This window comes from Kribbella sp. NPDC005582, from assembly GCF_040605415.1.
Classification (GTDB): domain Bacteria; phylum Actinomycetota; class Actinomycetes; order Propionibacteriales; family Kribbellaceae; genus Kribbella.
In genome coordinates, this window is record NZ_JBEXCU010000002.1 from 39,439 (window position 1) to 64,241 (window position 24,803).

The window sequence follows — 24,803 nt, forward strand, 5'->3', positions numbered from 1 at the left end:
ACACTCGTCAGGTGTCCGGACTGATCGACCGCCACGACCTGGTCGTTGCGCTGGACCGCGCCGCGACGAGGAAGGTCACGATCGTCTCGGCGCCGGCCGGTAGCGGCAAGACGTCGCTGCTCCGGCTGTGGGCCGAGCGCCGGCAGGGCCGCGTGGCCTTCGTGACCGTGCGCCCCGAGCACCAGTTCTGGAACGACGTCCTCCGCGGTGTCCGCGCTGCGTGCGGATCGGAGCTGCCGGTCGCGACACCGGGCGGCAGTGAGCGCGAGCTGGTGCTGTCCGAGCTCGGCGCGATCGCTGGTCCGTTCGTCCTGGTCATCGACGACGTCCACGAGCTTGAATCGCCGGACGAGCTGATCTCGTTGCTGAGCAGGCTTCCCGTACAAGCGCACGCGATCGTTGCCACTCGTGGGGACCTGCCGTTGCAGCTGCACAAGCTCCGGCTGGACGGTGAGCTGGCCGAGATTCGTGACCTGCGCTTCACCGCCGAGGAGACCCGCGAACTGGTCGCCGCGGCAGGTCTTACGCTCTCCGCTCACGCGGTCGAGGTGCTGCAGCAGCGCACTGAGGGCTGGGCGGCCGGGCTGCGGCTGGCCGTGCTGTCGTTGGCCGGGAATCCGGACCCGGAAGGATTCGTCGCCGGGTTCTCCGGTAGCGATCGGGCGGTGGCCGAGTATCTGTTGGCGGAGATGCTGGAGCGGCAGGATCCCGAGGTACAGAATCTCTTGCTGCGTACGTCGCTGCTGGACGAAGTCAACGGTGAGTTGGCCGACGTGCTGACGGATGGATCCGGGGCCGAGAAGGTCCTGCTGGAGCTGGAGCAGGCCAATGCGTTCGTGGTCTCGCTGAACGCCGATCGGACGTGGTTCCGGTATCACCAGATGTTCGCGGGCCTGCTGAGGCTGGAACTTCGGCGTCGGCAGCCGGACAGCATCCCGGCGCTGCACCGGCTCGCCGCGCAGTGGCTGGCGGAACACGCGCAGCCCGCCGCTGCGGTTCGGCACCTGCAGGCAGCGGGGGACTGGACCAAGGCCGCGCGACTGCTGACCGAGCACGCACTCAGCCTGACTCTCGACGGGAAGGCCGAGGTGGTGCGAGCGCTCCTCCAGGCTTTCCCCGCTCCGGGCGACTCACTCGCGTTGGTGCACGCCATCCTCGAGCTGAATCGGATGCGGCTCGACGACGCAACGGCGTACTTGGAAGTGGCTCGGTCCATCGGCGAGTATCCGATGATCGTTGCCGTGCTGGACCTGCAGCTTGCCCGGCTGCGCGGCCACCACGACTGCGTCGTTGCCCAGGACCACAGTCTGCCGAACGCCGATCTGCGCGCTGTCCTGCTGCTGAACCTCGGCGCCACCGAAGCGTGGTCGCATCGAGAGGCAGCCGCCGAACGGCATCTGTCGGAGGGTGCGGCGCTGGCCCGCGATCTGAACCGGCCGTATCTCGAGATGGCGTGTCTCGCCTACCTGAGCTTCGTCGCGACGCTTCAGTCGCTTCCGCTCGCCCGCCAACGTGCCGAAGCCGCCATCGCGCTGGCCGATCAGCACGATTGGGACGAGGAGCCGGTCATCGCGCCGGCGTACGCGACGCTGGCCTGGATTCTGGTGTGGACCGGCGAATTCGACGACGCTGAGCGCTGGCTCGGGCGCGCTACTCGGACGGTCAGTGAGCCTGGCATCCAAGTACTCACTCACGTCGTCGGCGGGCTGATCGCAGCTGCTCGCGAGCGCTATGGCGAAGCGCTGACCGAGTTCACCGCGGCCGGCGGTGAGCACGCGTTCGCGGCCCAGGTGACCGCTTGGACGGTTGCCACGCAGGCCCGAGCGGGCCTCCTCGACGAGGCCCGTACGACGCTCGCCGCGGCCGGCGACGTACCGGAAGCTGCTGCGGCGATCCACCTCGCTGAGCACGACGCCGCCGCAGCCCGGCGCGTCCTCGAAACGGCGACCGACCTCGAAGGCAGTCTGTTGATGGCACTCGCCTGCTGTGACCTGGGCGACCAGCGCGCAGCGACAGCCGCGGTCGAGCACGCCCTCGACCTCGCCGAGCAGGACCGGCTGATCCTCCCGTTCGCCATGACCGGCGCGTGGCGGGTCCTGGAGGTCCTGCCCAGCTGGGAGACCAAGCACGCCGCGCTCGTCGCCGACATCCTCGACGCGATCCGCACCGGTACGCCGCCCCGGCCGCCCGTCGACGCCCTCAGCCCCAGCGAACTCCGCGTCCTCCGCTACCTGCCCACGAACCTCACCCGGCCCGAGATCGCCGGTGAACTGCTGGTCTCCCTCAACACCGTCAACACGCACATCCGCCGGATCTACGCCAAGCTCGGCGCCACCGATCGCCGTACCGCTGTCGAACGGGGCCGCGAACTGCGGTTGCTCTCGGCAACCCACTGAAACGCCCTCCAGGCATACCGGCCGGGCATAACTTCGGGTCTATAAAGGCGCGGAATGTGAGGGATTTCCCCCACTCTTCCGGGCCGATCTTGACTGCTTTGCCGGCCGCCCGCAGTCTCCTTCGCAGCGGGTCGACAAGCGACAGCCGAGTTACCGCATCTGGCGTGAGGCCCAGGTAACTCGTTCTCCTGCGCGTGTCCGTCGTCCCGATTCGCCCCCAGCCGTCGCGTCCAGCGTGGCGGCTGCATGTAAGGAGTCCGTTCTTGAGGCGCATCACAACCATTGGAGCCGCGACCGCAGCGGTTGCCGCGGGGACCGCCCTGATCCTCGTGGCCGGCCCGTCGTCCGCGGGCACCCAAGCCACGACCGCGCAGTCCGGAGTCGCCGCGATCCAGGCGGCAACGGCGCAGGCGGCCGAGACCGCGCAGGCCATCGGCCTGGCCGGTGACGAGAAGCTGACCGTTCGCAGCGTCATCAGCGATGTCGACGGTTCCCAGTTCGTTCGCTACGACCGCACGTACAAGGGCTTGCCGGTCGTCGGTGGCGACCTGATCGTGCACCGGTCCGGCAAGGTCGTCCGCGGCGTCACGAAGAACGTCGACAAGATCGACGTCGCGTCGATCACGCCGAAGATCACCGCCGCCGCGGCGGGCGCCAAGGCCGCGAAGTCGGTCAAACTGGTCCGTGAGCAGGCACCGCAGAGCGACCTGGTGATCTACGCGCAGCCGGGCAAGCAGCCGCGGCTGGCGCACGATGTCACGGTCAAGGGCGTGCAGGCCGACAAGGTTCCGAGCGAGCTGCACCTGTACGTCGACGCCATCACCGGCGCTGAGCTGGGCCGCAACGAGCACATCAAGACCGGCACCGGCAACGGCATCTACACCGGCTCGGTGACGATCGGGACCCAGGCCCACACCGGCGGTGGCTACGAGCTGAAGGATGCCGCCGGCAACTACGCCACCGACGTCAAGAACCAGGGTGACCCGAACACCGGCGAGGGTCCGGACGGCACCCTGTTCCTGGACTCCGACGACAAGTGGGGCACCGGCAGCAACAGCGACCGTGCCTCGGCTGCCGTCGACGCGCAGTACGGCGCCGAGAAGACCTTCGACTACTACAAGAACATCCTTGGCCGCAACGGCATCTGGAACGACGGTCGCGGCGCCCGCTCCCGCGTGCACTTCGCCGACGGCATGGTGAACGCCTTCTGGGACGGCACCCAGATGTCGTACGGCGACGGTGCGAACAACGCCGCGCCGTTGACCGAGCTCGACGTCGCCGGGCACGAGATGAGCCACGGCGTCACCGAGAACACGGCCAACCTGAACTACTCCGGCGACGCGGGCGGCCTGAACGAGGCCACCTCGGACATCTTCGGTACCGCGGTCGAGTGGTACGCCAACAACGCCAACGACGTACCGGACTACCTGATCGGCGAAGAGGTCAACCTCAACGGCAACGGTACGCCGCTGCGTTACATGGACGACCCGTCGAAGGACGGCCGGTCCGACAAGTGCTGGACCACGTCGACCGGCGGCAAGGACCCGCACCTCTCGTCCGGCCCGTTGAACCACTGGTTCTACCTGGCCTCCGAAGGATCGGGCGCCAAGACGATCAACGGCGTCAGCTACAACAGCCCGACCTGTGGTGGAGCTCCGGCAGTCACCGGCATCGGCCGCGACAAGGCTGAGAAGATCTGGTACCGCACGCTCTCCACGAAGCTGACCTCGGGCAGCACCTACAAGGCCGCCCGCGACGGTGCGATCAACTCCGCCAAGGAGCTGTACGGCGCCTCCAGCGCCGAGTGCAAGGGTGTCGCCGCGGCGTTCACCGCGATCGCCGTACCGGCTGGGACCGCTGCCTGCGATGGTGGCACCGACCCGACGCCGACCCCGACCCCGACGCCGACCCCGACGCCCGGTGGGCAGCTGCTGAAGAACGCCGGCTTCGAGTCCGGTGCGGTCAACTGGACCGGCACCTCGGGTCCGATCAACCAGGACACCCGTCGCCCGGCGCACAGCGGCACCTGGAAGCTCTGGCTCGGTGGCAACGGTAGCTCCGCCACGGAGACCGAGTCGCAGACCGTGACCATCCCGTCGACCGCTACGTCGGCCAAGCTCACGTACTGGATCCGCACCGACACTGCGGAATCCGGGAGCACCACGTACGACACGATGAAGGTCCAGGTCGTCAGCGGTTCGACGACCAGCACGCTGAAGACCTACAGCAACGTGGGAACCAACGCGACGTACACGCAGGTCACGCACGACCTGACGGCGTACAAGGGGAAGAGCATTACCCTGAAGTTCACGATGAGTGAGGACCAGTCGCTGCAGACGAGCTTCGTCGTCGACGACACCGCGATCACCGTCAGCTGAAGTAGGCCACGCCGGCCGCCGCATCCTCTCCGGATGCGGCGGCCGGTGCACGATCGTGTTGATAGTGAGTGCTTATGAGCACTGGCGATCACATACTACCTAGGCATAACCTCGCCCTATGGAGCTCGATCTACGCCATCTACGGGTCGTCTGCCGGGTCTTCGAGACCGGTAGCGTCACCAAGGCGGCGGCTGCGCTCGGCGTTTCGCAGCCGTCACTGACGGCCCAGCTGCAGCGCATCGAGGCTGCGGTCGGCGGTCCGTTGTTCGAGCGCGGCCGGAGCGGCGTGGAGCCGACTGCCCTCGGCAAACACGTCCTCGGTCGCGCCCGCGTCATGCTGGCCGAGATGGACGATCTGCTCGGCAGCAGCCGGCGCTATTCGGACGCGCCGCGAACGCTCCGGATCGGATCTCTGCGCACCTCGATGTTCGGCGCCTGGCTCGGTCGCCTGGAGGACGCGCTGCCCGAACGCGAGATCAACACCCAGGCCGACGTCTCGTCGGCGGCCCTCACCGATCTGGTTGCCGCCGACATCCTTGATGTGGTGATGATCGGCCGCTGCGACGACGACCACGCACCGCCCTGCCCGCCAGGCGTTCAGGAGCGGACCATGGTCTACCCGGAGCCGTTGGTGCTCGCGCTGCCGCTCGGTCATCGCTTCGCCGAGCGCACCGACCTCGCACTGTCCGACCTTGCCGACGAGACCTGGATCTGTCCGCCCGCCGGCAAGGAAGACGGCGACCTCGCCTCGCTCCGCGATGCTTGCGAACGGCAAGGTTTCACTCCTCAGTTCCGCTACTACAACCTCGACTCGGTCGAGATCGAGCAGCTGATCGGCGTCGGCCGCGGGATCAGCCTGTGCGCCCCGACCGTCCGCGACATCCCCGGCTCGGTCATCCTGCCGCTGGTCGGCCCTCGCATCTCCTGGCGGCGAGTCCTCCGCTATCGGCCGGAGAACACGACGCAGGCCGAGATCGATCTCATCCACCAGACCTTCATCGACACCTACCGCGCCGCCATCGCCGACATCGCGGAACTCCGCCCGTGGTGGTGGCACCACCCTGACCTCCACCCGACCGTCATTGCCCCCTGACTCGGGTCGAACGGCCTTGGTGGGAAAGGATTGCTTCGGCGATCCGATCGCCCTGTACTGCGGGGATCGAGTGATGGCTGGCGTCCGTGAGTTCGGTGACGGCGATCGCGTCGTACCGGTTCGCAGCTCGCGCTAAAGCGGCAGGCTGGTGTGCCTTGCTGCGGCCGGCGATCAGGACCAGTGTGGGGCAGCTCAGGTCTGCGAGTTCGCGGCGGGTTGGCCGGCGCGGTCGCACGAACCGCGCGTGGGGGAGCAAGGTTGCCAGACTCGAGACTTCCACCCATCGCTCGTCGAGGCTGGTGCCGGTGGTTTCCCAGGCCAGGAAGGATTTCCATCGATCAGGTGAAGGCTTTAAGAGAAGCGGAAGCGCGTGCAGTACGTAGGTCGCCGCCAGGCCGCTGAAGCAGTTCGTGGGATCGATGAGTGACAGGTGATTGACCTTGCTTGGCCTTGAGAGAGCGTAGGAGCACGCCAACCATCCGCCGTACGAGTGGCCGACCAGGCCAACGCTCGACTGGCCGGTCCACGCGACGACCTCGTCCAGCCAGCCGTAGAGATCCTCGGGTCGGCGCAAGGCGTGATCGGCCTGCGAGTGTCCGGCGTCGCCGATCAAGTCGACCGCATGGACTCGCCTGCTGCGGGCCAGGTGCGGAACGAGTGAGACCCATGAGCTGGACGTGGCGCCGTACCCGTGCAACAGCACTGCCGCCGGAGCATCCGCCGGTCCCCAGCTCGTGATCCGGGTTCGCCCGGCTGTTGTCGGTACGTCGGCGATGTCAGCCGGCAGTCCGGTCGAGGCGAGCAGCGCATCGAGCGCGGCGAGAAACGTGTCCTGAGCAGTCACAGGTGCAGATTACCTCACTCAGTGAGGTAATCTGAAGGCGTGAGCGCATCGAAGGAACCTCCGCGGGCCGTGCATCTGCTGCGCAAGTTCGCGTTCGCGTACACCGATCGGATCGCCGCGATCGCTGCGGATGCTGGACTGCACCCGACCGACCTGCGGGCACTCGTCGAGCTACTCGACGCTCAGCGCGAGGGTCGGCTGCTCACGGCGGGTGGTCTGGCCGAGGCGCTCGGCATGACAACGCCCGCAACCACGGCGCTCCTCAAACGCCTCGAACGGCAAGAGCTGCTCACTCGCCGGCGCAGTGCAGTCGACGGCCGACGCGTCGAGCTCCTCGCCAGCCCGCAGGCGATCGAGCTGGGCTGGCGCCACTTCGGTGCGGTGGTGGAAGTTCTCGCGGACGTGATCAATCAGCTTGATTCTCGCTCGCAAAAGATCGCGGAGAAGGTCCTCGAGGAGGCGGTGAACGCGCTCGACGGCGTTCAGTAGTTGGACTCACCGCGAGCTCGTGCCGGCACGACCACGCGCGCGCTGACTCGCCAGCCGTTCGCCGTCCGCACCACCTCGTCCTCGTACACAACCGTGCCCGCGCGCCCGTCCGCCATCACCGAAAGACCCTTCGACCGCACCCGGGCATGGTCGTCGAGTTCCGGGTCGGCCGTGACGATCACGTTGGTGACGTGGTGCCCGACCGGCTGATCGCCGGGCGCCGAGCTGAACAGCTCGATGAGCGCCGGCAGTCCCCGGACGATCCCCAGTCCGTAGGCAGTCACGTCGTACGACGCGTCGGTCGTCAGCAGCAGCCCGAGCTCGTCGGATCGCCGGTCGTCCGCGAGATGCCCGTGCAGCGAGATCAGTTCGTGGATGGCCAGCCGGTCCTCGGTGGTCAGCGGCATCGATGCTCCTGGGCGCTCGTGGGGGAAGATGAAGGCGATGACTGATCCTAAACGGGGCGAGCGCCCCGCTTCAACCGGGTCCCGCCGGGCCGACGCCGTCGCCAACCGTGCGAAGGTGATCGCCGCCGCCCGGACGGCGTTCGAGGCCGAGGGGCTCTCCGTGTCTCTCGACGAGATCGCCCGGCGGGCCGGCGTCGGCGCAGGCACGGTTCACCGGCATTTCAGAACGAAGGCCGAACTCGTCGACACGGTCCTCGCCGCAGCGGTCGAGGACCTCGTCGCCGCGGCCAACTCGGCCGCCACCTCCACCGACCCCGGCGGAGCTCTCCGCGACTTCCTGGTCACACTGGTCACCGACGGCGCCGCGGCCCACGAGCTCGCCGCCCGCCTCCAGGCCGATGCGACCGCGGTCTCCGGCCCGGTCGCCGAACTCGACCGCGCAATGAGCCTGCTCCTGTCCCGCGCCCACGAGGCCGGCGCCGTCCGCCGCGACATCGACGACCGCGACCTTGCCGCGATCGTCGCCGCCGCCCACGCGGCGTACGTCCACCCCGCCGGCGGCGACCGCGCCGTACTGCTCGTGCTGCGCGCCCTCGACCAGTAACTAAAACAGTGTGACCGACCCTGAAACGCTGTTTTAGTTGTCGAAATCGGGGTGAGCGATTCGTGGACTGGGCAAACGGACCGATCCGGTCCCCGGCGCTAGGAGAACCACGATGAACGAGCGGCCTTTCCGCTTCGGTGTTGTCACCCCGATCACCGCTGACCTTGCGACGTGGCGGGACCGCGTGCGCCGGATCGCGGACGCGGGGTACTCGACGTTGCTGATGCCCGACGTGCCGACCTGGCAGCCGGCGCTTGCTCCGACGCTGGCGACGGCGGCCGCGATCTCCGATCTGCGAGTGGGCTCGTGGGTCTATGCCGCCGCGCTGCACGAGCCGTGGAGCACGGCCTGGGAGGCGCACTCGTTGTCGGTACTCACGGAAGGCCGCTTCGAGATGGGGATCGGCGCCGGCCGGCCCGGGATCGAGGTCGAGCTCGGGCTCCCGGCCGTTTCGCTGGGTGAGCGTCGTACCAGGATGCGCGAGACCGTGGCTGCCCTGCGGAAGTTCGACGGCCCCGACCTGCACACGCCGGTGGTGATGGCGGTCAGCGGACCGAAGGCGCAGGAGTTGGCGCTCGAAGTCGCCGATGGGATCACGTTCGTCCTGTCGCCGGACAACGATCGCGCCGAAACCACGGACCGGGTGCGCAACCTGGCGGGTGACCGGGACATCGAGCTCAGTCAGCACATCGCCGTTGTCGGCGACCGGGTCGCGCCGTTCATGGCGCCGCCCAACCTCGACACCGCGCCCCTGCACGCTGCCGACTCGCTCCTGGTCCTGCCGAGCGACCCCGCGGCGGCCGCGGAGGAAATCCAGCGGCGACGCGCGGAGATCGGCTTCTCGTACTTCGTCATCGGCGCCGATTTCGCCGACACACTCGCGCCGGTCGTGGCCGAGTTGGCCGGTCGGTAGCCGGCTCTGGTCACGAGTCGGTGACTACGGATAGTTCAAATGATCGATCCATAGACTCACGCACAGTAGCTGCGTAGCATCGCGCAAATGTGGGGAACCAGGGGTGGGAACCGAATTTTCGTGGTGGGTCTGCTGTCCGGAGCGGTGCTACTGGCCGCCGGATGTGGGGGAGCAGCTGAAGGCGGTGGCCAGCCAACGGCCACTGTCACGGTGACGACGACGGTCCAGGCCTCGGCACCGACCGAGGCGCCGCCGGCGCCGGTGAGCGACGACACGGCCGAGCCGACCGAGCCGACCGACTCGGCTACGCCGGTCGCGCTCGCCGCCGACGTCGCCGGGCGGCCATTGGTCCTGAGCAACATCTTCAAGTACCCGGACGGCTGGAAGGACGGCCGGTACGACGTTGCCGACCGCAAACAAGCGACCGGTATCGGCGGCACCTTGTCGAGTTGCAACTACGAGGACGCGCTGGAGCTGCGACTGGCGAACAACTTCAGCCGGTTCAAGCTGGAGTTCGGCCAGAGCAACTCGTCGGAGACCTCCGACCTGGTGCTCGTGGTCCGGATCGATGCCAACGGCCAGTACCGGGATCAGAAGGAAGTGAAGCTCAACCAGGTCGCCGCCTTCGACCTGACGGTGCCGAAGGTCAACGCGCTGAAGATCATTGTGTCGTTGAAGAGCACGCCGAAGTGCGGCAGCGGCGCTGTCGAGGCGGTGCTGATGAACATGGTCGTGTCTTGACCGCTCCGGGCAACCGGCTGGGCCGGGTGTTCGGGCATCTGCACCGCCTCAACGAGCACCCGGTCCTTCAGACACTGGTGATGATCGGTGAGCTCGCGGGACTGATCGCGCTCATCGTCGGAGTCGTGCGCTGGATGGTCCCCGACGATCCGGCGAAGGCCGACCTCCCAGCGGTGACCATCAGTACGTCGAGCACACCGCCTGCGTCTCCGAAGACGGGTCCTCCGAAGACGGCTGCCGCCGAGCTGGGCTGCTGGACCGCGGCCCGGACGGCGATCGACTGCCGCGAGCCGCACCGGTACGAAGAGGTTCCGCAGGCCGCATCCTGCGACCAGGCTGCCGTGGTCGGGTTCCTCGGCGGCCAGCCCGGCCTGGACATCACGGTCGCCAAGGCCGCGAACCTACCCACCGGCCGATGCTCGGTCGACGCCGTACGGGAGGTCAGTGGATCGGCGCGCGACGCCCTGCAAGGCTCGACCAACGCGACCTGGCGCCGCTGCGTCGACCGCCGGGTCACGAAGAACGTGCCTTGTTCCGCCTTGCACAGTGGAGAGTACGTCGGCACCGGCAGCACGCGCCGCGCCACCGACGCCGAGTGCCAGCAGGCGGCCGCCCGCTACCTCGACCAGGTGCCGGGAGCGCTGGTCGAGGATCTCGAGATCAGGGTCTTCGCCGTCCCGACCGGCACCAAGGACCCGGCCCGGTGCATCATCGATGCCCGAGGCAATCATTTGCTGACCACGTCGGTTCGCAACCTGGGCACCCGGCCGGTGCCGATCTTCACCCAGTAGCTCGGCGGGCTGTGCGAAGGTGATGCCATGGCGAGTAAGTCACAGCGGGCGGAATGGGCGAACCCGACGCGGGAACTGATCCTGACCGCGGCGGAGCGGTTGTTCGCCGAACACGGGGTGATCGCGGTGTCGAACCGTCAGATCAGCGAGGCCGCGGGGCAGGGCAACAACACCGCCGTCGGCTACCACTTCGGCACCAAGCTCGATCTCGTCCGGGCGGTCCTCCGCCGGCACGCGACTCCGATCGAAGAGCTCCGGCAGCGATTGCTGACCGAGCTCGGCGACGAGCCCGACCTCCGCGGGTGGATCAGCTGTCTGGTGTCGCCGGTGGCCGAGCACCTTGCCATGGTGGGCAGCCCCAGCTGGTTCGCCAGGTTCAGTGCACAGGTTGTTACGGATCCGGCCCTCCGCTCCATCAGCGACGAGGAACGGCTCGCGTCGCCGACGCTGCCGCGGGTCATCGAGGGACTCACCGAGTGCCTGCCCGATCTTCCGGCCGAGGTGCGGGCTGAGCGCGGTGACATGACCCGCCAGCTGCTCGTTCACACCTTCGCGGACCGCGAACGCGCCCTCGCCGACGGCACACCCACCCCCAGAGACAGCTGGTACGACGCCGCGGACGGCCTGATCGATGGTCTCGTCGGACTGTGGACAGCGCCGGTGACGAACCGCTCGCGGCACTGAGCCCGCGTCACGACGGGATGGACAGCGCTCCCCTGAGCGCTTGCGCCTGCAGTTGCCAGAACTGCCGGCTGACCTCGGCTTTGGGGAACACGGCATCGAATCCGTGGAAGGCGCCGGGGACGACGTCGAGCTGGCAAGGCACACCGCTGTCCGTCAGCCTGCGGGCGTACTCGACATCCTCGTCGTGGAACAGGTCGAGGTCACCAACCCCGATCCAGGCCGGTGGTAGTCCGGTGAGGTCGTCCCGGCGCGCAGCCGCGGCGTACGGCGAGACCTCCGGGCCTCCGAGAGCCGCACCGAGATAGGTCGACCACCCGAACCGGTTGCTCTTCGCGGTCCACATCCGGTGCAGGCGGGTGTCGAGGTCCGTGCGCGTCGTCGTACGGTCGTCGAGCATGGGATAGACCAGCAGCTGGAAGGCGGGCCGTACGTCGCCGCGGTCGTGGGCGACCAGTGCGAGTGCGGCGGCGAGCCCGCCGCCGGCGCTGGCGCCGCCGATCGCGATCCGGTCGGTGTCGATGTGCAGTTCGCCGGCGCGGTCGACGAGTCCGAGCAGGCCGGCGTACACGTCCTCGACGGCTGCGGGCGCGGGGGCATCAGCCGCGAGCCGGTAGCGGACGGCGGCGACAGTGATGCCGAGCTCGCGGGCGAAGGCGATGTTGGTGCGGTCGTCCTGCTCGGGCGAGCCGATGACGAGACCGCCACCGTGGATCCAGAGCAACGCCGGCGCTGTGTCCTGCAGACCGGCCGGCTGGAAGACGCGCAGCGATACCGACGGCGCGCCGGCCGGGCCGGGCACGACCACCTCGCGAACCGTGACGTCCGGGCCGGGCTTGGCCGGCCGCGCCTTGAGTGAGCGCATCACGCGGGAGGTGACCGGGCCCATGGAGAAGTTGGGGATGAAGCGCGCGATCGCGAGATCGGGGTGGAACGAGTTCATGGTCTCTCCCGGTGACAGTAAATGACCGCGCGGTAGAACGTTCGCGTGGAACGATGCGATGGTGGATCAGGAGCGGAGGCGCGCGGCCGTTGCGGCGCTGGTTGAGCTTACGGCCAGCAATGCGTACCTGGATCGAGCCGACGCGGGGCGTGCCTTGGCGAGTTTCGCCGAGCTGCCGGAGTCGCGTGAGCCGTTGCTCCGGCTTGTGCTCGATGCCGAGGACACGTTTGTCACTCGGGTGACGGCAGAGGCGTTGCTGCGGCGACACGACCGGGCGGGGATCGCGATTGTGGCCGAGGCGTTGGCCGCGGCGGACTTTCAGCACGGCACCTACATCCACGAGGCCGTCGAGGCTGTCTTCCTGGTGTTTGCTTCGGAGCGGGACCAGGCGATGGCGATCTGCGAGGCTCTGGGCGCTGCCGAGCTGCGCGGGATGCTCGCCGAGATCGACCCGTTGCTGCACCCGCAAGATCCTTCGTGAGCGCGTGTCAGACCCGTGTCAGGCCGGTGTCCAGGTGGTGTCAGGACGTCCGGACATCGTGGTTGTCATGACCGGCTGACGGTCACGACCACACCTTCTGAGGAGACACCATGTACCAGTTCGACACCACCGGCCCGATCGCCGTCGTCCTCGACATCCCGGCCGGGCATGTCCGGTTCGTCGCCGCTGACCGGGCCGACACTGTCGTCGATGTCCGCCCCACGAACGCCGCCAAGTCTCGCGACGTACAGGTCGCGGAGCAGACCACGGTCGAGTACGCCGACGGCGTCCTGCGGATCGTGGCCGCGGCGAAGAGCACCCTGTTCGGCAGCTCCGGATCGATCGAGGTCAGCGTTCAGCTTCCGGTCGACTCCACGGTCGAGGCCAAGGCCGCCGCGGCCGGCTTCCGGACCGACGGACGCCTCGGCGACATCAGCTTCGACGGCGCGTACGGCGAGATCGTCGTCGACGAGGCGGCCGGCGTGCGCCTGACCGCACTCGCCGGTGACATCTCGGTCGGCCGCCTCAACGGCGCCTCCGAGATCACCACCAGCAAGGGCGACATCCGGATCGGAGAGGCCGCCGGCGGCAACGTCGTACTGCGGACGCAGTCCGGTGACCTGTCGGTGCAGGCCGCGCACGGTGTCTCGGCGTCCCTCGACGCGGGCACCACCTACGGCCGGATCGAGAACTCGCTCAAGAACGCCGACGGTACGCCGCAGCTCACCATCCACGCGACCACCGCACACGGCGACATCAGCGCCCGCAGTCTCTGACTACTGCTCGACCCGCTGGACCAGTTGTACGGGGTGGTCGTCGGGGTCGATGACGAAGGCGATGCGAAGTTTTCCGTCGAGGAACGGGTGCGGGGGTGCGTGATCCTTCGCCCCGGCCTCGAGCGCCATCGCGTACGCCTCCTCGACGTTGTCGGTCCAGAGCGTTACGCAGGCCCGGTGTCCGGCGGTCACCGGTACAACGCCGTGGCTCTCGGCGGCCGGCTCGGGCAGTGCGAGGCCGATCGAGAACCCGCCGAGCTCCAGCTCGATCTTGACCGGCTGCTCGCCGCTCGTCCGAAAGGTTTCCTCGAAGCCGAACTGTCGATAGAAGGCCGCAGCACGTGCGGTGTCGGCCACGAACAGAATCACCTGAGCGTCACTGAAGCGCATCCCGCGATCGTACCGATCGGGCCGTCCCGGCCGTTGTCCAGCAGCTGAACTGAGACAGCCACTACCGGCCAAACCCTCCCCAGACTGTGCTGGAACCGTCCGAGCTCTGGGCGTGCACGCGGTAGCTGTCGCGCTTGACCGTGCGGACGCCGGTGGCGTGGTTGTACTGCGCGGCGAACTCGTGCTGTCCGGCGGGAGCGGTTCGGCCCTGCTTGAGGGTCCAGCGGTAGAGAAGCGTACCTCCGGATTCCTCAACGATGACAGTGAAATCGTCGTTCGGGAGGGTCTGCCAGTTGCCGGTCTTCTGTACGCGGCCGGTCTGGGCGATGCGCAGTTCGACAGTGAGCGACGTGAGTGGCTGAGCGGTTTTGAGGATCAGGTCGCTCTGAGCCCAGTAGAGGTTGCTGTGGGCGTCGATCGAGCCTTGGGACCACAACGGGCCGTCCTGGATCCGGCTGTCGGCCGGGGCAGGCGGGCGCGTGCTGGGCGGATTGGTGGTAGGGCGCGGACTGGTGCTGGTGGGACGGGCCGATGGTTTCGACGGCGCGGGAGTGACTATCGGTGTCGGTACGGCGGGAGCCGGGGCCGGTGGCGACGGAATTCCGCCGATGGCGGCGACGGCGAGACCACCGGTCGCCAGCGTGGCGGCGGCGATGACACCGACGATCGCTGCGCGGGGCCCTGACCTCGCGAGCGACCGGGTGCGGGGGCGAACGGTGGGGTCGGCCAGGCCGCGCTCGACGCGCGCCGCGATGCGTGCGCGGTTGGGCTCGTGGGCCTCGGCGGCTTCCCGCAGCCGTCGGTTGAGCTCCTCGTTCACCGGTTCCTCCTCCCTGCCGCCAGTTCGCCGGCTGCTTCCGTGCCGAGCAGTCGTTCCAGCTCCGCCATTCCCTTGGAGGTCTGGCTCTTCACCGTGCCGACCGATACGCCCAACGCCGTGGCGGTGTCCTTCTCCGACAAGTCGAACGCATGGCGCAGGATCACGCACGCCCGCTTGCGGAACGGCAGCCGGGTGAGTGCAGCCCGGACATCCAGCATGCCCGCGACGTCGGGCCCGTCCACCTGCTCGGTAGTGCGTGACCAGAACAGCGCTACTCGCCGTCGCTCGCGAACCGCGCTCCGGATCCGTTCCCGCGCCAGGTTCGCGACAACGCCTCGGGCGTACGCGACCGGGCTTTGCGCGGCCTGCAAGCGATCCCACCGCTGCCACAGGGCGACCAGCGCATCGGCGGCGAGATCGTCGGCCGTGTCCTTCTCACCGGTCAGGAGATAGGCGAGTCGAGACAGTTCGGCGTAGTGGCGTTCGAAGAAGTCGTGAAACTCCGCGGACGTGTCGTGGAGCATCTCCTTCGGGCGCCCTCTCCCTGCGGTGTTCGCGTTAACAACCGGCCCGAGCGTACCGGTCAATGCCGAGCGAACTGAACCCTGGTCGACTGCACGACGTCCGGCTTGACCGCGAGCCCGTCGATGGTCAGCCGCTGGCCGTAGATGTCGGTGATCCGGATCGCCTTGCCGCAGCCGCTGCCGTCGGGGGAGAGGAAGTAGTTGTAGTCGGTCCGATGCAGCTTGCGCCAGCCCTTGGCGGTTCTGACCTCGAGCGTCGCCAAGGGATTGCGGTGCCCGATCGCCTGGATGCCACACCACCACTGACTGGACCCGACCTTGTAGCGGATGGAGATCGTGCCCGACGAGCCGGGACTCTGCAGCGTCCAGGTGATCGGGAGCCGGCCGACGGAGAGCTTGGCGAGCTTGGCGAAGGCTTGCTGGCTGAGGTCGATTTGCCCAGGTGCGCAGGGCAGCGGGCACTCGTTGGTGATCAGAACCGTGATGGAGGCGCCGTTGGCCGCGCGGACCAGGACATGCGCACCGCAGGCCTTGGCCGACTCGTAGTCGGTGTGGTTCATCGCCGCGATCATCAGGTCGTCGGCCGGGCCGAAGAGGCAGGCGCCGTTGCCGTCGGCTGCCTCGTACGCGGTCGCGACACCGCGGTACCGGATGCCAGGCTTGATGCGTCCGGCCAGGGAACCGGCGGACGTCGTACGCTGGGTGCTCGGGGTTGCACGCGGGGTGAGTTTAGTGGTGGAGGCCGTGCGAGTAGGCGTGGGCTTGCTGGTGGCTTTCGGAGTACGGCGGGCTGGTGGCGGGCTCTTCAGCGGTGGCTGCGTCGCTTTCGTGGTGGCGTCGGCCGTCACGTCCGGAGCGGCCGGCTGGACGCTCGACTCGGCAGCCGTGACGGCGCTACGAGGGGCTGCGCCGCCCTGGTTGAGAAGGGCGGCGGCCAGGCAGATCACCACACCGACGGCCAGCAGAGCCAACGGAATTCCGACGGCATCCCGGTACTTTCCCGGCGATTGCGTTCCACCGTGCTTCGTTGTCCTCATGCCCATCCGTTCGGTTGATCTGGTCGACGTACATCCCAGTTGCCACCGAGGGCCAAAAGGTTGCCGTCGACCAGATCATCCGTTTACGCCTTACGCCAGACCGCGGTGAGCGCTACGGCTCCGCGCGGGGTGGTGTGCAGGACGGTCGCACCGTTCTTGTAGAGGTACGGCTTCCAGCCGCTCGGCTGCTTGCCGGCGGTGTACCAGCCGGTCTTGCTGGTGTCCTTCGGGTTCTGGTAGCGGGTCTTGTTGTCGTAGGACCGCTTCGCCGACCAGCCCGTGAAGGTGTAGCCGGAGCGGACGAAGGCGTTCTTCCGGAGGGCCGTCGTTCGGCCGTAGAGCACCACGGTGGGCGACATCGAGCCGGTGCCACCCGCGGCGGCGTACGTCACCGTGAACTGGAAGTTGTCCAGGCGGTAGAGCTTGCCGGCGCCGATGTTGAAGCCCAGGTAGTAGGTGCCGCGCTGGTGCGTGAGGTGCTCGCTTTCGGAGCCGGAAGCGTGCTCGTAGGTGCGCACCAGTTTGAACGACCAGTCGTAGACGAAGATGCGGTTGGTCTTCTGCGCGCCCTTGGGGCTGGTGATGACGTAGATGTAGCTCTGGTCGCAGTCGATGCCCTGGCCGAGGCCGGTCATCGCGAACTTCGGCGACTTCTTGGTCTCCTTGAACGCGCTGGTGTACGAGTAGTACTGGTTCAGCGTGCCGCCGGCGTACCGGTTGTTGACCGCGTCGTAGCACAGCCCGGTTGTTGTGTGCGGCAACAAGATGGTCTTCTCGATCGCGAGCGTGCCGGGGTTGATCACCCGGACCGCCCGGCCCTGGGTGGCGCCCTGGACCGAGTCGTCGTTGGTCCACGCCGGGATCATCAACCGCTTGGTGTCGGCGTTGTAGGCCATGTCGTTGCCGTGGCCGAGCAGGTTCGTGTGGTTGCCGGAGCGGATCCGGAAGGTCGCGATCTTGGTCGGGCTGGTCGCGTACAGCTTGGTCTTGATCAGCTGCGTCGAGTCGTACGTCTTCGTACCGGACTTGGCGTGTTCCGAGACGACGGCGTACCAGTAAGTGCCGTCGGTGACCCCGCCGTTGAGCGCCGTGTACTTCGCAGACGTCGGCTTGGCGGTCCCGGCCAAGGTCGGGCCGGTGATCTTCGGCAACGCGGCCCCCGCGGTCACCGCGCTGCCGATCGTGAGCGCGGTGGCGGCGCCGAGCGCAACCACCGTCCGCGTCAACCGGCCGATTCCGTGCTGAGTAAGCATGAAGCCCCCTTTGCTGGGCCGGCTTCCCTGCGAAGCCGCACCTGAACGCACGATAAGCGGAGTGCCAGGTCAACAACCGGGACTCTTCTGTTGACACCCGGTCGGCGCTAATCTGCCGCCAGCCGTGACAACCGCCCCGAGGAGAACGTCATGCCTGTTCCGCTCCGCTTGCCCCGCTCCCGTCGAAGCGTGGCCGCCACCGCGCTGGCGGCCGCCGTACTGTCTGGTGGTGTGCTGCTGTCCGCAGCAGGACCGTCGACCGCCGCCGAAGTGCCACGGCGCGACTACGTCAACGTGTACACGAACAACGTCGAGAACCTGAAGACGATCGACGCCGACAGCTGTCCGGGGGACTGGCAGGACCTCATCTTCGCGATGAAGCGCTCCGATCCCGCCCCGGACATCTTTCTGGTGCAGCAGATCAGCAATCGCGCCGAGCTGACCCTGCTGGTCAGCACGATGGAGGCCAAGCTGAACCGCAAGTTCACCGGCCGGATCGCCGACCCCGAGCCGCCGATCCAGCCGGCCCGCTGCGACGGCGAGAAGAGGCAGCAGACCACCGCGATCATTTTCGACACCGACCGGTTCAACGTCCTGCAGGCGGACACCTGGATGGCTGACCGGGACGGCGACAACGGTTGTGTGAACACCGGTCAGAGCCGGGCGGAAGCGATCCGGCTCAAGCTCCATGACACCCTGGCCGACAAGGACCTCACCGTCGCGTCGACGCATTGGCCAACCAGCAACAGCGGCGGCCACCCGTGCGTCGCGGAGAACGCCCGCGAGGCCTCCGAGAAGGTCTCCGGCTGGGGTGGTGACCTGATGATCTGGGGCGGTGACGCGAACACCACCGCCGGCAACCCCGGCGACTGGAAGGCTTGGTACCGCCAGACGAACGGCGACCTCGGCGCCGCGGGCGGCTTCCGTGACGTCATGTACGACCACTGCGGCAAGGTGACCGCTCCCCGCGGCGAGTGCCTCGGCAACAACTGGACGATCGGCGGCAGCAACCGCATCGACTACATCTGGGCCAAAAAGCCCAACGGCCTCCCCGCCACCTCCGCCGTCCACACCGTCACCTTCGAAGAAGCCGGCCAAGCCGACGCCTACTACACCGGCTCCGACAACCCCGCCAACTACTCCGACCACCGCTCCGTACGAGCGCAGATTTACTACTAGTCCTTGGTACGGCGTTCCAGGGCTTCGATGATGGTTGGGCAGACATCGATGTCGTAGAGCCGCTCGATGCTCTGGAGGCCGCCGGGGCTTTCGGCGTTGATCTCCACGACCTTGGTGCCGATCACGTCGATGCCGACGAAGAACATGCCATCGGCAACGAGTTTCTCGCCCATCGCTTCGATGATGGTGCGTTCGCTGTCGCCGATCTCGAGTGGGACCGAACGGCCTCCGGTGCTGATGTTGGCCCGGGGGTCGTTCCCGGTCGGGACCCGGCGGAAGGCGGCGGGTTTGCCGTCGCGTTCCAGCAGCCGGCCCTCGAGCAGGAAGATCCGGGCGTCGCCGTTCTCCCCGCCGTCGACGAACTCCTGGACGATCGCGTAACCGTCCTGGAGCACCGCCTCGGTCATCTGGGCGAGGTTGGTCGCGTCCTGGTTCTCGATCATGAAGACGTTGCGTCCCTTGGAACCGTACAGCGGCTTGACGACGCAGTGCCCCACCTCAGCGGCGAATCGCTCGATCGCCGCCGGATCGCGGGTGACGAGCGACCGCGGCCGGATCTTGGCCGGGAACTCTTCCAAGTAGAGCTTGCTCGTTGCGCGGCCGAGGCAGGACGGATTGTTGACGACCGTCACGCCGCGCTCCGCGAGCATCTGCCCGAAGACAACGCCCAGCGGACTCGCCCACGGCCGATCCCGCAGGTCGTCGATCGATTCGTTGCGCAGGAAGAGGGCGTCGAGGTCGTCCAGCACGATTCGCTCGGCAGCGCGCTCCTTGACGCGCTCCATGAAGGTCGCGAGCGTGTCGTCGGGCCGGAACTCGGCGGGACGGGCTCGCGCCGTCAGCTCCCCATCGCCCGGACCGGCGTCGACGTCGCCGACTCCGACGTACCAGACCTCATGCCCACCCTGTACGGCGGCTCTGGCCAGGCGTGTGGTCGCGTACTCGTCGATCTCGGTCGGCACGTCGTTGACGAAAAAGGCCAGCTTCACGATGCAATTCCCTCGTAGAGGTCGGTGACTGATGCCCCAGCGCGCAGTCCTTCCAGGCGTTCTTGAGCACCGGGCACCTCCAGCCACCGCGGGTGGACCCACGGTGCTTCGAGGACGCCGCGGTCGAGCAGGTCCTGGATCAGCGAGACGTGATCCAGGGCCAGCTTTCCGACGAAGAGCACGTCGAGGCTGTTGCCTTCAGCAAGAGTTTCGAGGATGCGGGTGATCCCGCGCAGGTAGATCGCGTCCTTCACCGACCCGCCACCGACGACGACGCGAATCGCGATCGACCAGGCCGTCTTGACCGGGATCCGGTACTCCTCCCGGAGTGAGGTGAAGATGTCCAGGAACTCCGCGCCTTCAAGCATCTTGCCCACGGCAACAACCCTGGCCGCGAGCACCCGCAGTCGTCGCGGATCCAGTCCACCGACGAGATATTCGGCGAGGACGGCCAGTCCCTCTTGGGTTTCGTCGTACCCGGGCAACCCGATCGTCAGCAACGTCAACGGTTGCCGGGCGCCGTTCTGATAGGTGACCACGTGGGTCCCGACCTCGTGGTGCAGCAGCGGCTCGACGCGATCGGCGCGGATTGTGGCCGTCTCAGGGATGAGCAGCCGGCCGAACGAGACCATCAGTTCGGAGACGTCCGCACGCACCTCGACAGCCATCGGGAAATCCGGATACTTGGCCTGGTACCGCTCGAACTCCTCCTGCGCTGATTGCGCGAACGCACCCGCCGTGACGCTGCGGCTACTCGGAGCCTGTGGCGGAATCAGCTCGAGCAACTCCTCCGCCGCCGCTGCGAGCGGCGGCGACACCTCGCCGTACAGCTGGAGTGAGCCGTACACGAACCGTGACGTGTCGCGATCCTCCAGGAGCGTGAGCTCGCGCGCGATCTCGTCCCGCTTCGACCGGAAGAGCGTGTGCAACGCGGGATCGTCCACCTTCTCGATCTCGAGGTCGTACAGCTCCCGGCGCAGGAGATCAGGCTCGAACTCCAGCGGTCGCAACCGCAACGTGGGCGTGGCTCCGAAGTCCCCGCGTTCGAAGTCCGCCCATGCTTCGGCCGCATTGACCGGCGTGAGGTTGAGCAGCAGATCGAGCCTGCGCTCGATGGTTGTCAGCCGCTCGTCGATCTCGACAGCGGTCCCTAGCCTCCGTTCCGAAGAAGTCATCTCGATCACGTACCCGTTCGATCAGGAACTACGCGCCGATCCGTCCCAACCCGTCGGTAGCTCCGGCAGCGACCAGGTCGGATCGGGCACGAAGTCGCAATAGGTTCCGTCGAAGGGGAATTCGCCTTCCTCGGCCAGCGCGATGACACGCTGCCCCTCAGCGCGGGCGGCGATTGCCTGGTCAGCAGTCCAGTACGACGGGGCGTCGGTGAAGGCCGCGAAGTCGTCTTCGTCCTTCCAGCGCCAAGTCCGGTCGGGGTCGACGACAACGTCGAGACCCAGGTCGGCGACATCGATGTCGTCACTCCAGCGCGGTCCGCGAATCTCCAGGTTGACGTACCAGCCGGTGAACCCGTTCGCATCGAAGAACCACCACAGCGAGTGCGTGGCACCGGCCGGATTCCAGATCAGCACGCTGCTGTTCCTCCACTGGCCCGCGACCAGCCGACGCGTCGCGACGACGTCGATCGGCTCCTCGCGGGTCGGCCGGCCCTGATCATCAACACGGCGCCCGAATCCCGAACCCTCCGGCAGCCACAACAGCAGCCCGTCCTCGTCATCGCGTACGACGCGTGTGGCCTGCACCCACGTCACAACGACCCCTCGGCGCGACCGCCGCAGTACGACGTCGCCCGGCTGGTAGCGATCGGATCCTGCCATGCAGATGCAACTCCTCAATTCCGATGTCAAAAGGTGCAATCCCGCGAAAGTATCTGCCGCGAGCTCTCGGCATCCGGCAGGATTGGCCGGTATTTGACCAGCAGTGGGGGGATCCGGACAGATGAGCGGCGAGAAGCTGCGGACAACAGAGGTCGACGGCGTACCGGTCTACTGGTTGCCCGGTCCCGGCGCGCTCCAGGCCAGCCTGTGGTTTCGGGCGGGGATGGTGGACGAGCCGCTGCCGGCACACGGCTGGCTGCACCTGCTGGAGCACCTGGCCCTGCACGGGCGGGATTCGATCCGGACACCGGTCAACGGCCACGTCAGCCTGCTGCACACGGCGTTCGATGTCGAGGGCGAGCCTGAGGACGTGGTGGCGCACCTGCGCGGCCTCTGCCGTTGGTTGAGTGAGCCGGTCTTCTCCGATCTCGACCACGAGCGGCGCGTGCTGCGGGCCGAGAGCTCCCGGCGCGGCAGCAGTCCGGTCGGCAGCCATCTGCTCTGGCGGTACGGCGCCCAGGGGCCCGGGCTCGCGGAGTACGACGAGTTCGGTCTTTATACCGCCGAGCCGGACGGACTGCGTGAACTCGCAGCCCGTGCGTTTGCCCAGGGCAACGCGGTGCTCGCCCTGTCCGGGCCACCACCCGCCGGACTCGAACTGCCGCTGCGCCCGGGCCCTCGAATGATCCCCGCTCGAGCAGTCCAGTGCGACCAGCCGTTGCCCGGCGGCTTCGCGGGCCGGCCCGGTGGGATCGCCCTGTCCGGGACGGCCGCCCGGTCGACCGCGGCCGGCGCACTGTTGCGAGCCTTCGAACGCGGCCTGCAGGGCGGCCTTCGGCACGGCTCCGGAGTCGGCTACAGCGCCTGGTCGTCGTACGAGGTGGTTGATGCCGACCGAGCGATGCTGACCGTCGGGATGGATGTGATCCCAGAGGCTCTGCGCTCCGCGGTCAGCGAATCCATCGCCGTACTGCGAAGGCTGCGCGACCGCGGACCCGATCCGGTAGAGCTACGCGACGACCTCGATGCGCAGATCCGGCAGTTCGGCACGCGCCCCGCCCATCAGTGGCTCCCCATCCTGGCGGCTCGGGACGCGATGCTCGGGACCCCGGTGACGAACAGTGTCGAGGAGCTGGCAGCCGAGACGGACGCGGTCACCGTGGCACAGGTTCGCGAAGCTGCACTGTGGGTGTGGCGCGACTTGCTGGTGTCGGTCGACCCGGAGGGTGGCGGTGATCCACAGCTGACCTGGCTGGGCGGTCCACCGACTGCGGTCATGCCGTCGGACGGACGCCGGTTCCGGCCGGTCGACCCGACGTCCAAGGGAGCGCTGACTGTCGGCGCCAGCCACGTCCATCGGGAGACGGCCGACGGGCGCACGTCCGCGGCGTACGACGAGATCGCGGGCATGGTCAGGTATCCCGACGGCGGCCGGCAGCTGATCCGGCACGACGGCTACCAGCTGCAGGTCGAGCCGACGTTGTGGCGCAACGGTTCGCAGGCGGTCGCATTGCTCGACGCGGCGGTCCCTCCAGCGGTCCACATCCCGCTGCCGGAGCGGCCGAAGGAGCAGATCCCGTCCGTCAAGGTCCGCCGGATCGACACCGCACGGTACTGGCTCGACCGCCCGGTCGTGTGGGTCCCGTTCCTGGTGCTTGTCATTCTCGCCGCTGCGCTGACCGTCGCACCGAGCGAGATCGGCTCCCTCCTCGCACGCGCCCTCCCGGTCGGTATCGCGATCGCGGTGGTCTCCTTCTTCAGAGAGTTCAGGAGCAAGAGATGAAGCTGCTACGACGCCGGGCAGGGTCGTTGCCCGCGATCGATCCGTGCATGGGTGATCCGCTGGCCCGCTCGTTCTGCGACGCGTTGGCGCACCGCGACTGGCCAACCGCTCGCCAGATCCTGCTCGGCGCCGACCACCCGGACGACCGCTGCTTCCTGCTCGACGCCTGCGGGTCGGTTTCCGACGTCCAGGACTGGATCGGCACGGTGGCAGCCACTGACCCGCTGGCGCAGTTGGTGCGCGGCTGCCACGCCACCGCCTGGGCCTGGGAGGCACGCGGCGCTTACTTCGCGAGCTACACCAAGGCCGAGCAGTTCCAGCTCTTCTTCGACCGGCTCCGCATCGCCGAGAGCAGCCTGTACGACGTGGTCACGGCGAACCCGGACGAGGTCGCAGCCTGGGCCTTCCTGGTGCGGACCGCTCGCGGGCTGCAACTCGGCCTCGAAGACGGTGAGTTCCGTTTCCAGCAGGCGATCTCGAGGCACGCCACCAACCTCAAGGCGCACGCCGAGTGGCTGCAGACCTGCTGCCAGAAGTGGGAAGGCAGCCACGATCGGATGTTCCACCTGGCGCGGTCCGCGGCCGGAGCAGCGCCGGACGGCAACATGCTGCACGCGCTGGTCCCGCTGGCCCACCTGGAGGTGATGACCGACCTCGCCGGCACCGCCTCCCGGCGCTACCTGACCCAGCCCGACGTACAAGCCGAGCTTCGGGCGGCCGCCGACCGTTCCGTTCTGCACCCGGCCGCCGAGCTTCGTCCCGGCTGGCCCCTGTACTTCAACACCTTCGCGATGGCGTTCGCCAACGCCGGCGACCGACCCGCCGCCGCGGCGGTGTTCTCGCGGCTCGGCGACCAGAGCACCGACTTCCCGTGGAAGTACGCCGGGGGCGACCCGGCCAAGGCTTTCAGCAAGGCCCGCGCGGCCGTTAGCTGACCGCGCGACGAAGGGCCACGAAACAGCCTGTGTCTCGTGGCCCCTCGGTCGGTTCTACTTGCGGTGCAGGACGACGACCGGGATGATCCGGTCGGTCTTCTTCTGGTACTCGGCGAAGTTCGGCATCTTCTCCGCGATGTGCTTGTACAGGCGGTCGCGCTCCTCGCCTTCGGTCAGCGCCTCGGCGGTGACGGCGATGGTGTCCGGGCCGAACTCGATCGTGGTGTCCGGGTTCGCCAGCAGGTTGTAGTACCAGGCGGGGTTCTCCGGCGAGCCGCCCTTGGACGCGATGATGAACAGCTTGCCGTCGACCTCGTCGTACGCGAGCGGGGTCACCCGCTCCGTGCCGGACTTCGCGCCCACGTGATGCAGCAGCAGCAGCGGCGCGCCGGCGAATCCCTCGATCGTCACGGTGCCGTTGTTGGCCCGGAAGTCATCAATCATCTTCCGGTTGAAGTCGTCGAACTCAGTCACGAAGCAGTCCTCTCAGGAGCGGTGGTCGCCGGAAACTGACGACCTAC

Annotated in this window: 26 protein-coding genes; 14 read left to right on the plus strand and 12 right to left on the minus strand. The window is 67.9% G+C overall.

The genetic code is table 11. The features are described from left to right. The first annotated feature begins 11 nt into the window (after positions 1–11). From ABZS29_RS11690 to ABZS29_RS11700, 3 genes are all read left to right on the plus strand, one after another. Positions 12–2,396: a LuxR C-terminal-related transcriptional regulator gene (locus tag ABZS29_RS11690; RefSeq protein ID WP_355460957.1), complete on the plus strand. Its 2,385-nt coding sequence runs from the start codon at positions 12–14 to the stop codon at positions 2,394–2,396. A 263-nt stretch (positions 2,397–2,659) separates the two neighbouring features. Beyond that, positions 2,660–4,774, plus strand: coding sequence for a M4 family metallopeptidase (locus ABZS29_RS11695; protein ID WP_355460959.1), 2,115 nt, complete (start codon positions 2,660–2,662; stop codon positions 4,772–4,774). Between the two features lie 118 nt (positions 4,775–4,892). After that, positions 4,893–5,867 (plus strand): LysR family transcriptional regulator, encoded by a 975-nt coding sequence (locus ABZS29_RS11700; protein WP_355460960.1) that lies wholly within the window; start codon positions 4,893–4,895, stop codon positions 5,865–5,867. Here the strand turns inward: ABZS29_RS11700 and ABZS29_RS11705 are convergent. After that, the gene (locus ABZS29_RS11705) at positions 5,854–6,711 is read right to left on the minus strand and encodes an alpha/beta fold hydrolase (RefSeq protein WP_355460962.1); all 858 of its coding nucleotides are present in this window, start codon (positions 6,709–6,711) and stop codon (positions 5,854–5,856) included. The two genes, ABZS29_RS11700 and ABZS29_RS11705, sit on opposite strands and share 14 nt — an antisense overlap. Before the next feature lie 39 nt (positions 6,712–6,750). Here ABZS29_RS11705 and ABZS29_RS11710 point away from each other — a divergent pair, with 39 nt between their 5' ends. Beyond that, complete coding sequence (locus ABZS29_RS11710) at positions 6,751–7,200, plus strand: MarR family transcriptional regulator (protein WP_355460963.1); 450 nt, start codon at positions 6,751–6,753, stop codon at positions 7,198–7,200. On the opposite strand, the gene ABZS29_RS11715 is transcribed toward ABZS29_RS11710, so the two are convergent. After that, a complete protein-coding gene (locus ABZS29_RS11715; protein WP_355460964.1) occupies positions 7,194–7,607 on the minus strand; it encodes a nuclear transport factor 2 family protein in 414 nt (137 codons plus the stop codon). The genes ABZS29_RS11710 and ABZS29_RS11715 overlap by 7 nt on opposite strands. A gap of 37 nt (positions 7,608–7,644) precedes the next feature. On the opposite strand from ABZS29_RS11715, the gene ABZS29_RS11720 reads away from it, so the two are divergent. The 5 genes from ABZS29_RS11720 (at position 7,645) to ABZS29_RS11740 (ending at position 11,340) form a co-directional block, all read left to right on the plus strand. After that, the gene (locus ABZS29_RS11720) at positions 7,645–8,211 is read left to right on the plus strand and encodes a helix-turn-helix domain-containing protein (protein WP_355460966.1); all 567 of its coding nucleotides are present in this window, start codon (positions 7,645–7,647) and stop codon (positions 8,209–8,211) included. A 112-nt stretch (positions 8,212–8,323) separates the two neighbouring features. After that, positions 8,324–9,124: an LLM class flavin-dependent oxidoreductase gene (locus tag ABZS29_RS11725; protein ID WP_355460968.1), complete on the plus strand. Its 801-nt coding sequence runs from the start codon at positions 8,324–8,326 to the stop codon at positions 9,122–9,124. An 87-nt stretch (positions 9,125–9,211) separates the two neighbouring features. Further along, positions 9,212–9,865, plus strand: coding sequence for a hypothetical protein (locus ABZS29_RS11730; protein ID WP_355460970.1), 654 nt, complete (start codon positions 9,212–9,214; stop codon positions 9,863–9,865). Continuing rightward, positions 9,862–10,656 (plus strand): hypothetical protein, encoded by a 795-nt coding sequence (locus ABZS29_RS11735; RefSeq protein ID WP_355460971.1) that lies wholly within the window; start codon positions 9,862–9,864, stop codon positions 10,654–10,656. The genes ABZS29_RS11730 and ABZS29_RS11735 overlap by 4 nt, the downstream gene beginning before the upstream one ends. 27 nt (positions 10,657–10,683) lie before the next feature. Continuing rightward, positions 10,684–11,340 (plus strand): TetR family transcriptional regulator, encoded by a 657-nt coding sequence (locus ABZS29_RS11740; protein ID WP_355460973.1) that lies wholly within the window; start codon positions 10,684–10,686, stop codon positions 11,338–11,340. Positions 11,341–11,347: 7 nt separating this feature from the next. Here ABZS29_RS11740 and ABZS29_RS11745 read toward each other — a convergent pair whose 3' ends face one another. Beyond that, positions 11,348–12,280: an alpha/beta hydrolase gene (locus ABZS29_RS11745; protein ID WP_355460975.1), complete on the minus strand. Its 933-nt coding sequence runs from the start codon at positions 12,278–12,280 to the stop codon at positions 11,348–11,350. Positions 12,281–12,341: 61 nt separating this feature from the next. Here ABZS29_RS11745 and ABZS29_RS11750 point away from each other — a divergent pair, with 61 nt between their 5' ends. Together ABZS29_RS11750 and ABZS29_RS11755 are read left to right on the plus strand one after the other, a co-directional pair. Further along, the gene (locus ABZS29_RS11750) at positions 12,342–12,761 is read left to right on the plus strand and encodes a hypothetical protein (RefSeq protein ID WP_355460977.1); all 420 of its coding nucleotides are present in this window, start codon (positions 12,342–12,344) and stop codon (positions 12,759–12,761) included. Positions 12,762–12,871: 110 nt separating this feature from the next. Beyond that, a complete protein-coding gene (locus tag ABZS29_RS11755) occupies positions 12,872–13,537 on the plus strand; it encodes a DUF4097 family beta strand repeat-containing protein (RefSeq protein ID WP_355460979.1) in 666 nt (221 codons plus the stop codon). On the opposite strand, the gene ABZS29_RS11760 is transcribed toward ABZS29_RS11755, so the two are convergent. The 5 genes from ABZS29_RS11760 to ABZS29_RS11780 all read right to left on the minus strand — a co-directional run bounded on the left by ABZS29_RS11760 (position 13,538) and on the right by ABZS29_RS11780 (position 17,561). Further along, positions 13,538–13,927 carry a VOC family protein gene (locus tag ABZS29_RS11760; RefSeq protein WP_355460981.1) on the minus strand — a complete coding sequence of 130 codons (390 nt, stop codon included), beginning with the start codon at positions 13,925–13,927 and terminating at the stop codon, positions 13,538–13,540. Between the two features lie 61 nt (positions 13,928–13,988). Further along, positions 13,989–14,747: a hypothetical protein gene (locus tag ABZS29_RS11765; protein WP_355460983.1), complete on the minus strand. Its 759-nt coding sequence runs from the start codon at positions 14,745–14,747 to the stop codon at positions 13,989–13,991. Then, positions 14,744–15,271 carry a SigE family RNA polymerase sigma factor gene (locus tag ABZS29_RS11770; RefSeq protein ID WP_355460985.1) on the minus strand — a complete coding sequence of 176 codons (528 nt, stop codon included), beginning with the start codon at positions 15,269–15,271 and terminating at the stop codon, positions 14,744–14,746. Before ABZS29_RS11770 ends, ABZS29_RS11765 begins: the two co-directional genes overlap by 4 nt. A 59-nt stretch (positions 15,272–15,330) precedes the next feature. Next, positions 15,331–16,308, minus strand: coding sequence for an expansin EXLX1 family cellulose-binding protein (locus tag ABZS29_RS11775; protein ID WP_355460987.1), 978 nt, complete (start codon positions 16,306–16,308; stop codon positions 15,331–15,333). An 83-nt stretch (positions 16,309–16,391) separates the two neighbouring features. Further along, positions 16,392–17,561 carry an InlB B-repeat-containing protein gene (locus ABZS29_RS11780; RefSeq protein WP_355460989.1) on the minus strand — a complete coding sequence of 390 codons (1,170 nt, stop codon included), beginning with the start codon at positions 17,559–17,561 and terminating at the stop codon, positions 16,392–16,394. Positions 17,562–17,711: 150 nt separating this feature from the next. Between ABZS29_RS11780 and ABZS29_RS11785 the strand changes: the two genes are divergently transcribed. Continuing rightward, entirely contained in the window at positions 17,712–18,740 is a 1,029-nt protein-coding gene (locus tag ABZS29_RS11785) for a hypothetical protein (RefSeq protein WP_355460991.1), read from the plus strand. Here ABZS29_RS11785 and ABZS29_RS11790 read toward each other — a convergent pair. From ABZS29_RS11790 to ABZS29_RS11800, 3 genes are read right to left on the minus strand one after another with little or no spacing between them, the layout of a single operon-like run. Next, positions 18,737–19,729, minus strand: a complete 993-nt coding sequence (locus ABZS29_RS11790) for a glutathione synthase (protein ID WP_355460992.1) — start codon at positions 19,727–19,729, stop codon at positions 18,737–18,739. The genes ABZS29_RS11785 and ABZS29_RS11790 overlap by 4 nt on opposite strands. Next, positions 19,726–20,904: a tyrosine/phenylalanine carboxypeptidase domain-containing protein gene (locus ABZS29_RS11795; RefSeq protein ID WP_355460994.1), complete on the minus strand. Its 1,179-nt coding sequence runs from the start codon at positions 20,902–20,904 to the stop codon at positions 19,726–19,728. Before ABZS29_RS11795 ends, ABZS29_RS11790 begins: the two co-directional genes overlap by 4 nt. A gap of 21 nt (positions 20,905–20,925) precedes the next feature. After that, on the minus strand, positions 20,926–21,564 hold the full coding sequence (locus ABZS29_RS11800; RefSeq protein ID WP_355460996.1) for a DUF402 domain-containing protein: 639 nt from the start codon (positions 21,562–21,564) through the stop codon (positions 20,926–20,928). Between the two features lie 121 nt (positions 21,565–21,685). Between ABZS29_RS11800 and ABZS29_RS11805 the strand changes: the two genes are divergently transcribed. Together ABZS29_RS11805 and ABZS29_RS11810 are read left to right on the plus strand one after the other, a co-directional pair. After that, positions 21,686–23,347 (plus strand): hypothetical protein, encoded by a 1,662-nt coding sequence (locus tag ABZS29_RS11805; RefSeq protein ID WP_355460997.1) that lies wholly within the window; start codon positions 21,686–21,688, stop codon positions 23,345–23,347. Next, positions 23,344–24,282 (plus strand): hypothetical protein, encoded by a 939-nt coding sequence (locus ABZS29_RS11810; RefSeq protein ID WP_355460998.1) that lies wholly within the window; start codon positions 23,344–23,346, stop codon positions 24,280–24,282. Before ABZS29_RS11805 ends, ABZS29_RS11810 begins: the two co-directional genes overlap by 4 nt. A gap of 54 nt (positions 24,283–24,336) precedes the next feature. Here ABZS29_RS11810 and ABZS29_RS11815 read toward each other — a convergent pair whose 3' ends face one another. Next, positions 24,337–24,756 (minus strand): nitroreductase family deazaflavin-dependent oxidoreductase, encoded by a 420-nt coding sequence (locus tag ABZS29_RS11815; RefSeq protein WP_355461000.1) that lies wholly within the window; start codon positions 24,754–24,756, stop codon positions 24,337–24,339. Between the last annotated feature and the right edge of the window lie 47 nt (positions 24,757–24,803).

Coding starts and splice junctions, on each gene's coding strand:
- ABZS29_RS11700 (WP_355460960.1), top strand. CDS start 4,893: ATGGAGCTCGATCTACGCCATCTACGGGTCGTCTGCCGGGTCTTCGAG.
- ABZS29_RS11715 (WP_355460964.1), bottom strand. CDS start 7,607: ATGCCGCTGACCACCGAGGACCGGCTGGCCATCCACGAACTGATCTCG.
- ABZS29_RS11720 (WP_355460966.1), top strand. CDS start 7,645: ATGACTGATCCTAAACGGGGCGAGCGCCCCGCTTCAACCGGGTCCCGC.
- ABZS29_RS11725 (WP_355460968.1), top strand. CDS start 8,324: ATGAACGAGCGGCCTTTCCGCTTCGGTGTTGTCACCCCGATCACCGCT.
- ABZS29_RS11730 (WP_355460970.1), top strand. CDS start 9,212: ATGTGGGGAACCAGGGGTGGGAACCGAATTTTCGTGGTGGGTCTGCTG.
- ABZS29_RS11740 (WP_355460973.1), top strand. CDS start 10,684: ATGGCGAGTAAGTCACAGCGGGCGGAATGGGCGAACCCGACGCGGGAA.
- ABZS29_RS11745 (WP_355460975.1), bottom strand. CDS start 12,280: ATGAACTCGTTCCACCCCGATCTCGCGATCGCGCGCTTCATCCCCAAC.
- ABZS29_RS11755 (WP_355460979.1), top strand. CDS start 12,872: ATGTACCAGTTCGACACCACCGGCCCGATCGCCGTCGTCCTCGACATC.
- ABZS29_RS11760 (WP_355460981.1), bottom strand. CDS start 13,927: ATGCGCTTCAGTGACGCTCAGGTGATTCTGTTCGTGGCCGACACCGCA.
- ABZS29_RS11770 (WP_355460985.1), bottom strand. CDS start 15,271: ATGCTCCACGACACGTCCGCGGAGTTTCACGACTTCTTCGAACGCCAC.
- ABZS29_RS11775 (WP_355460987.1), bottom strand. CDS start 16,308: ATGAGGACAACGAAGCACGGTGGAACGCAATCGCCGGGAAAGTACCGG.
- ABZS29_RS11780 (WP_355460989.1), bottom strand. CDS start 17,561: ATGCTTACTCAGCACGGAATCGGCCGGTTGACGCGGACGGTGGTTGCG.
- ABZS29_RS11785 (WP_355460991.1), top strand. CDS start 17,712: ATGCCTGTTCCGCTCCGCTTGCCCCGCTCCCGTCGAAGCGTGGCCGCC.
- ABZS29_RS11795 (WP_355460994.1), bottom strand. CDS start 20,904: ATGACTTCTTCGGAACGGAGGCTAGGGACCGCTGTCGAGATCGACGAG.
- ABZS29_RS11800 (WP_355460996.1), bottom strand. CDS start 21,564: ATGGCAGGATCCGATCGCTACCAGCCGGGCGACGTCGTACTGCGGCGG.
- ABZS29_RS11805 (WP_355460997.1), top strand. CDS start 21,686: ATGAGCGGCGAGAAGCTGCGGACAACAGAGGTCGACGGCGTACCGGTC.
- ABZS29_RS11810 (WP_355460998.1), top strand. CDS start 23,344: ATGAAGCTGCTACGACGCCGGGCAGGGTCGTTGCCCGCGATCGATCCG.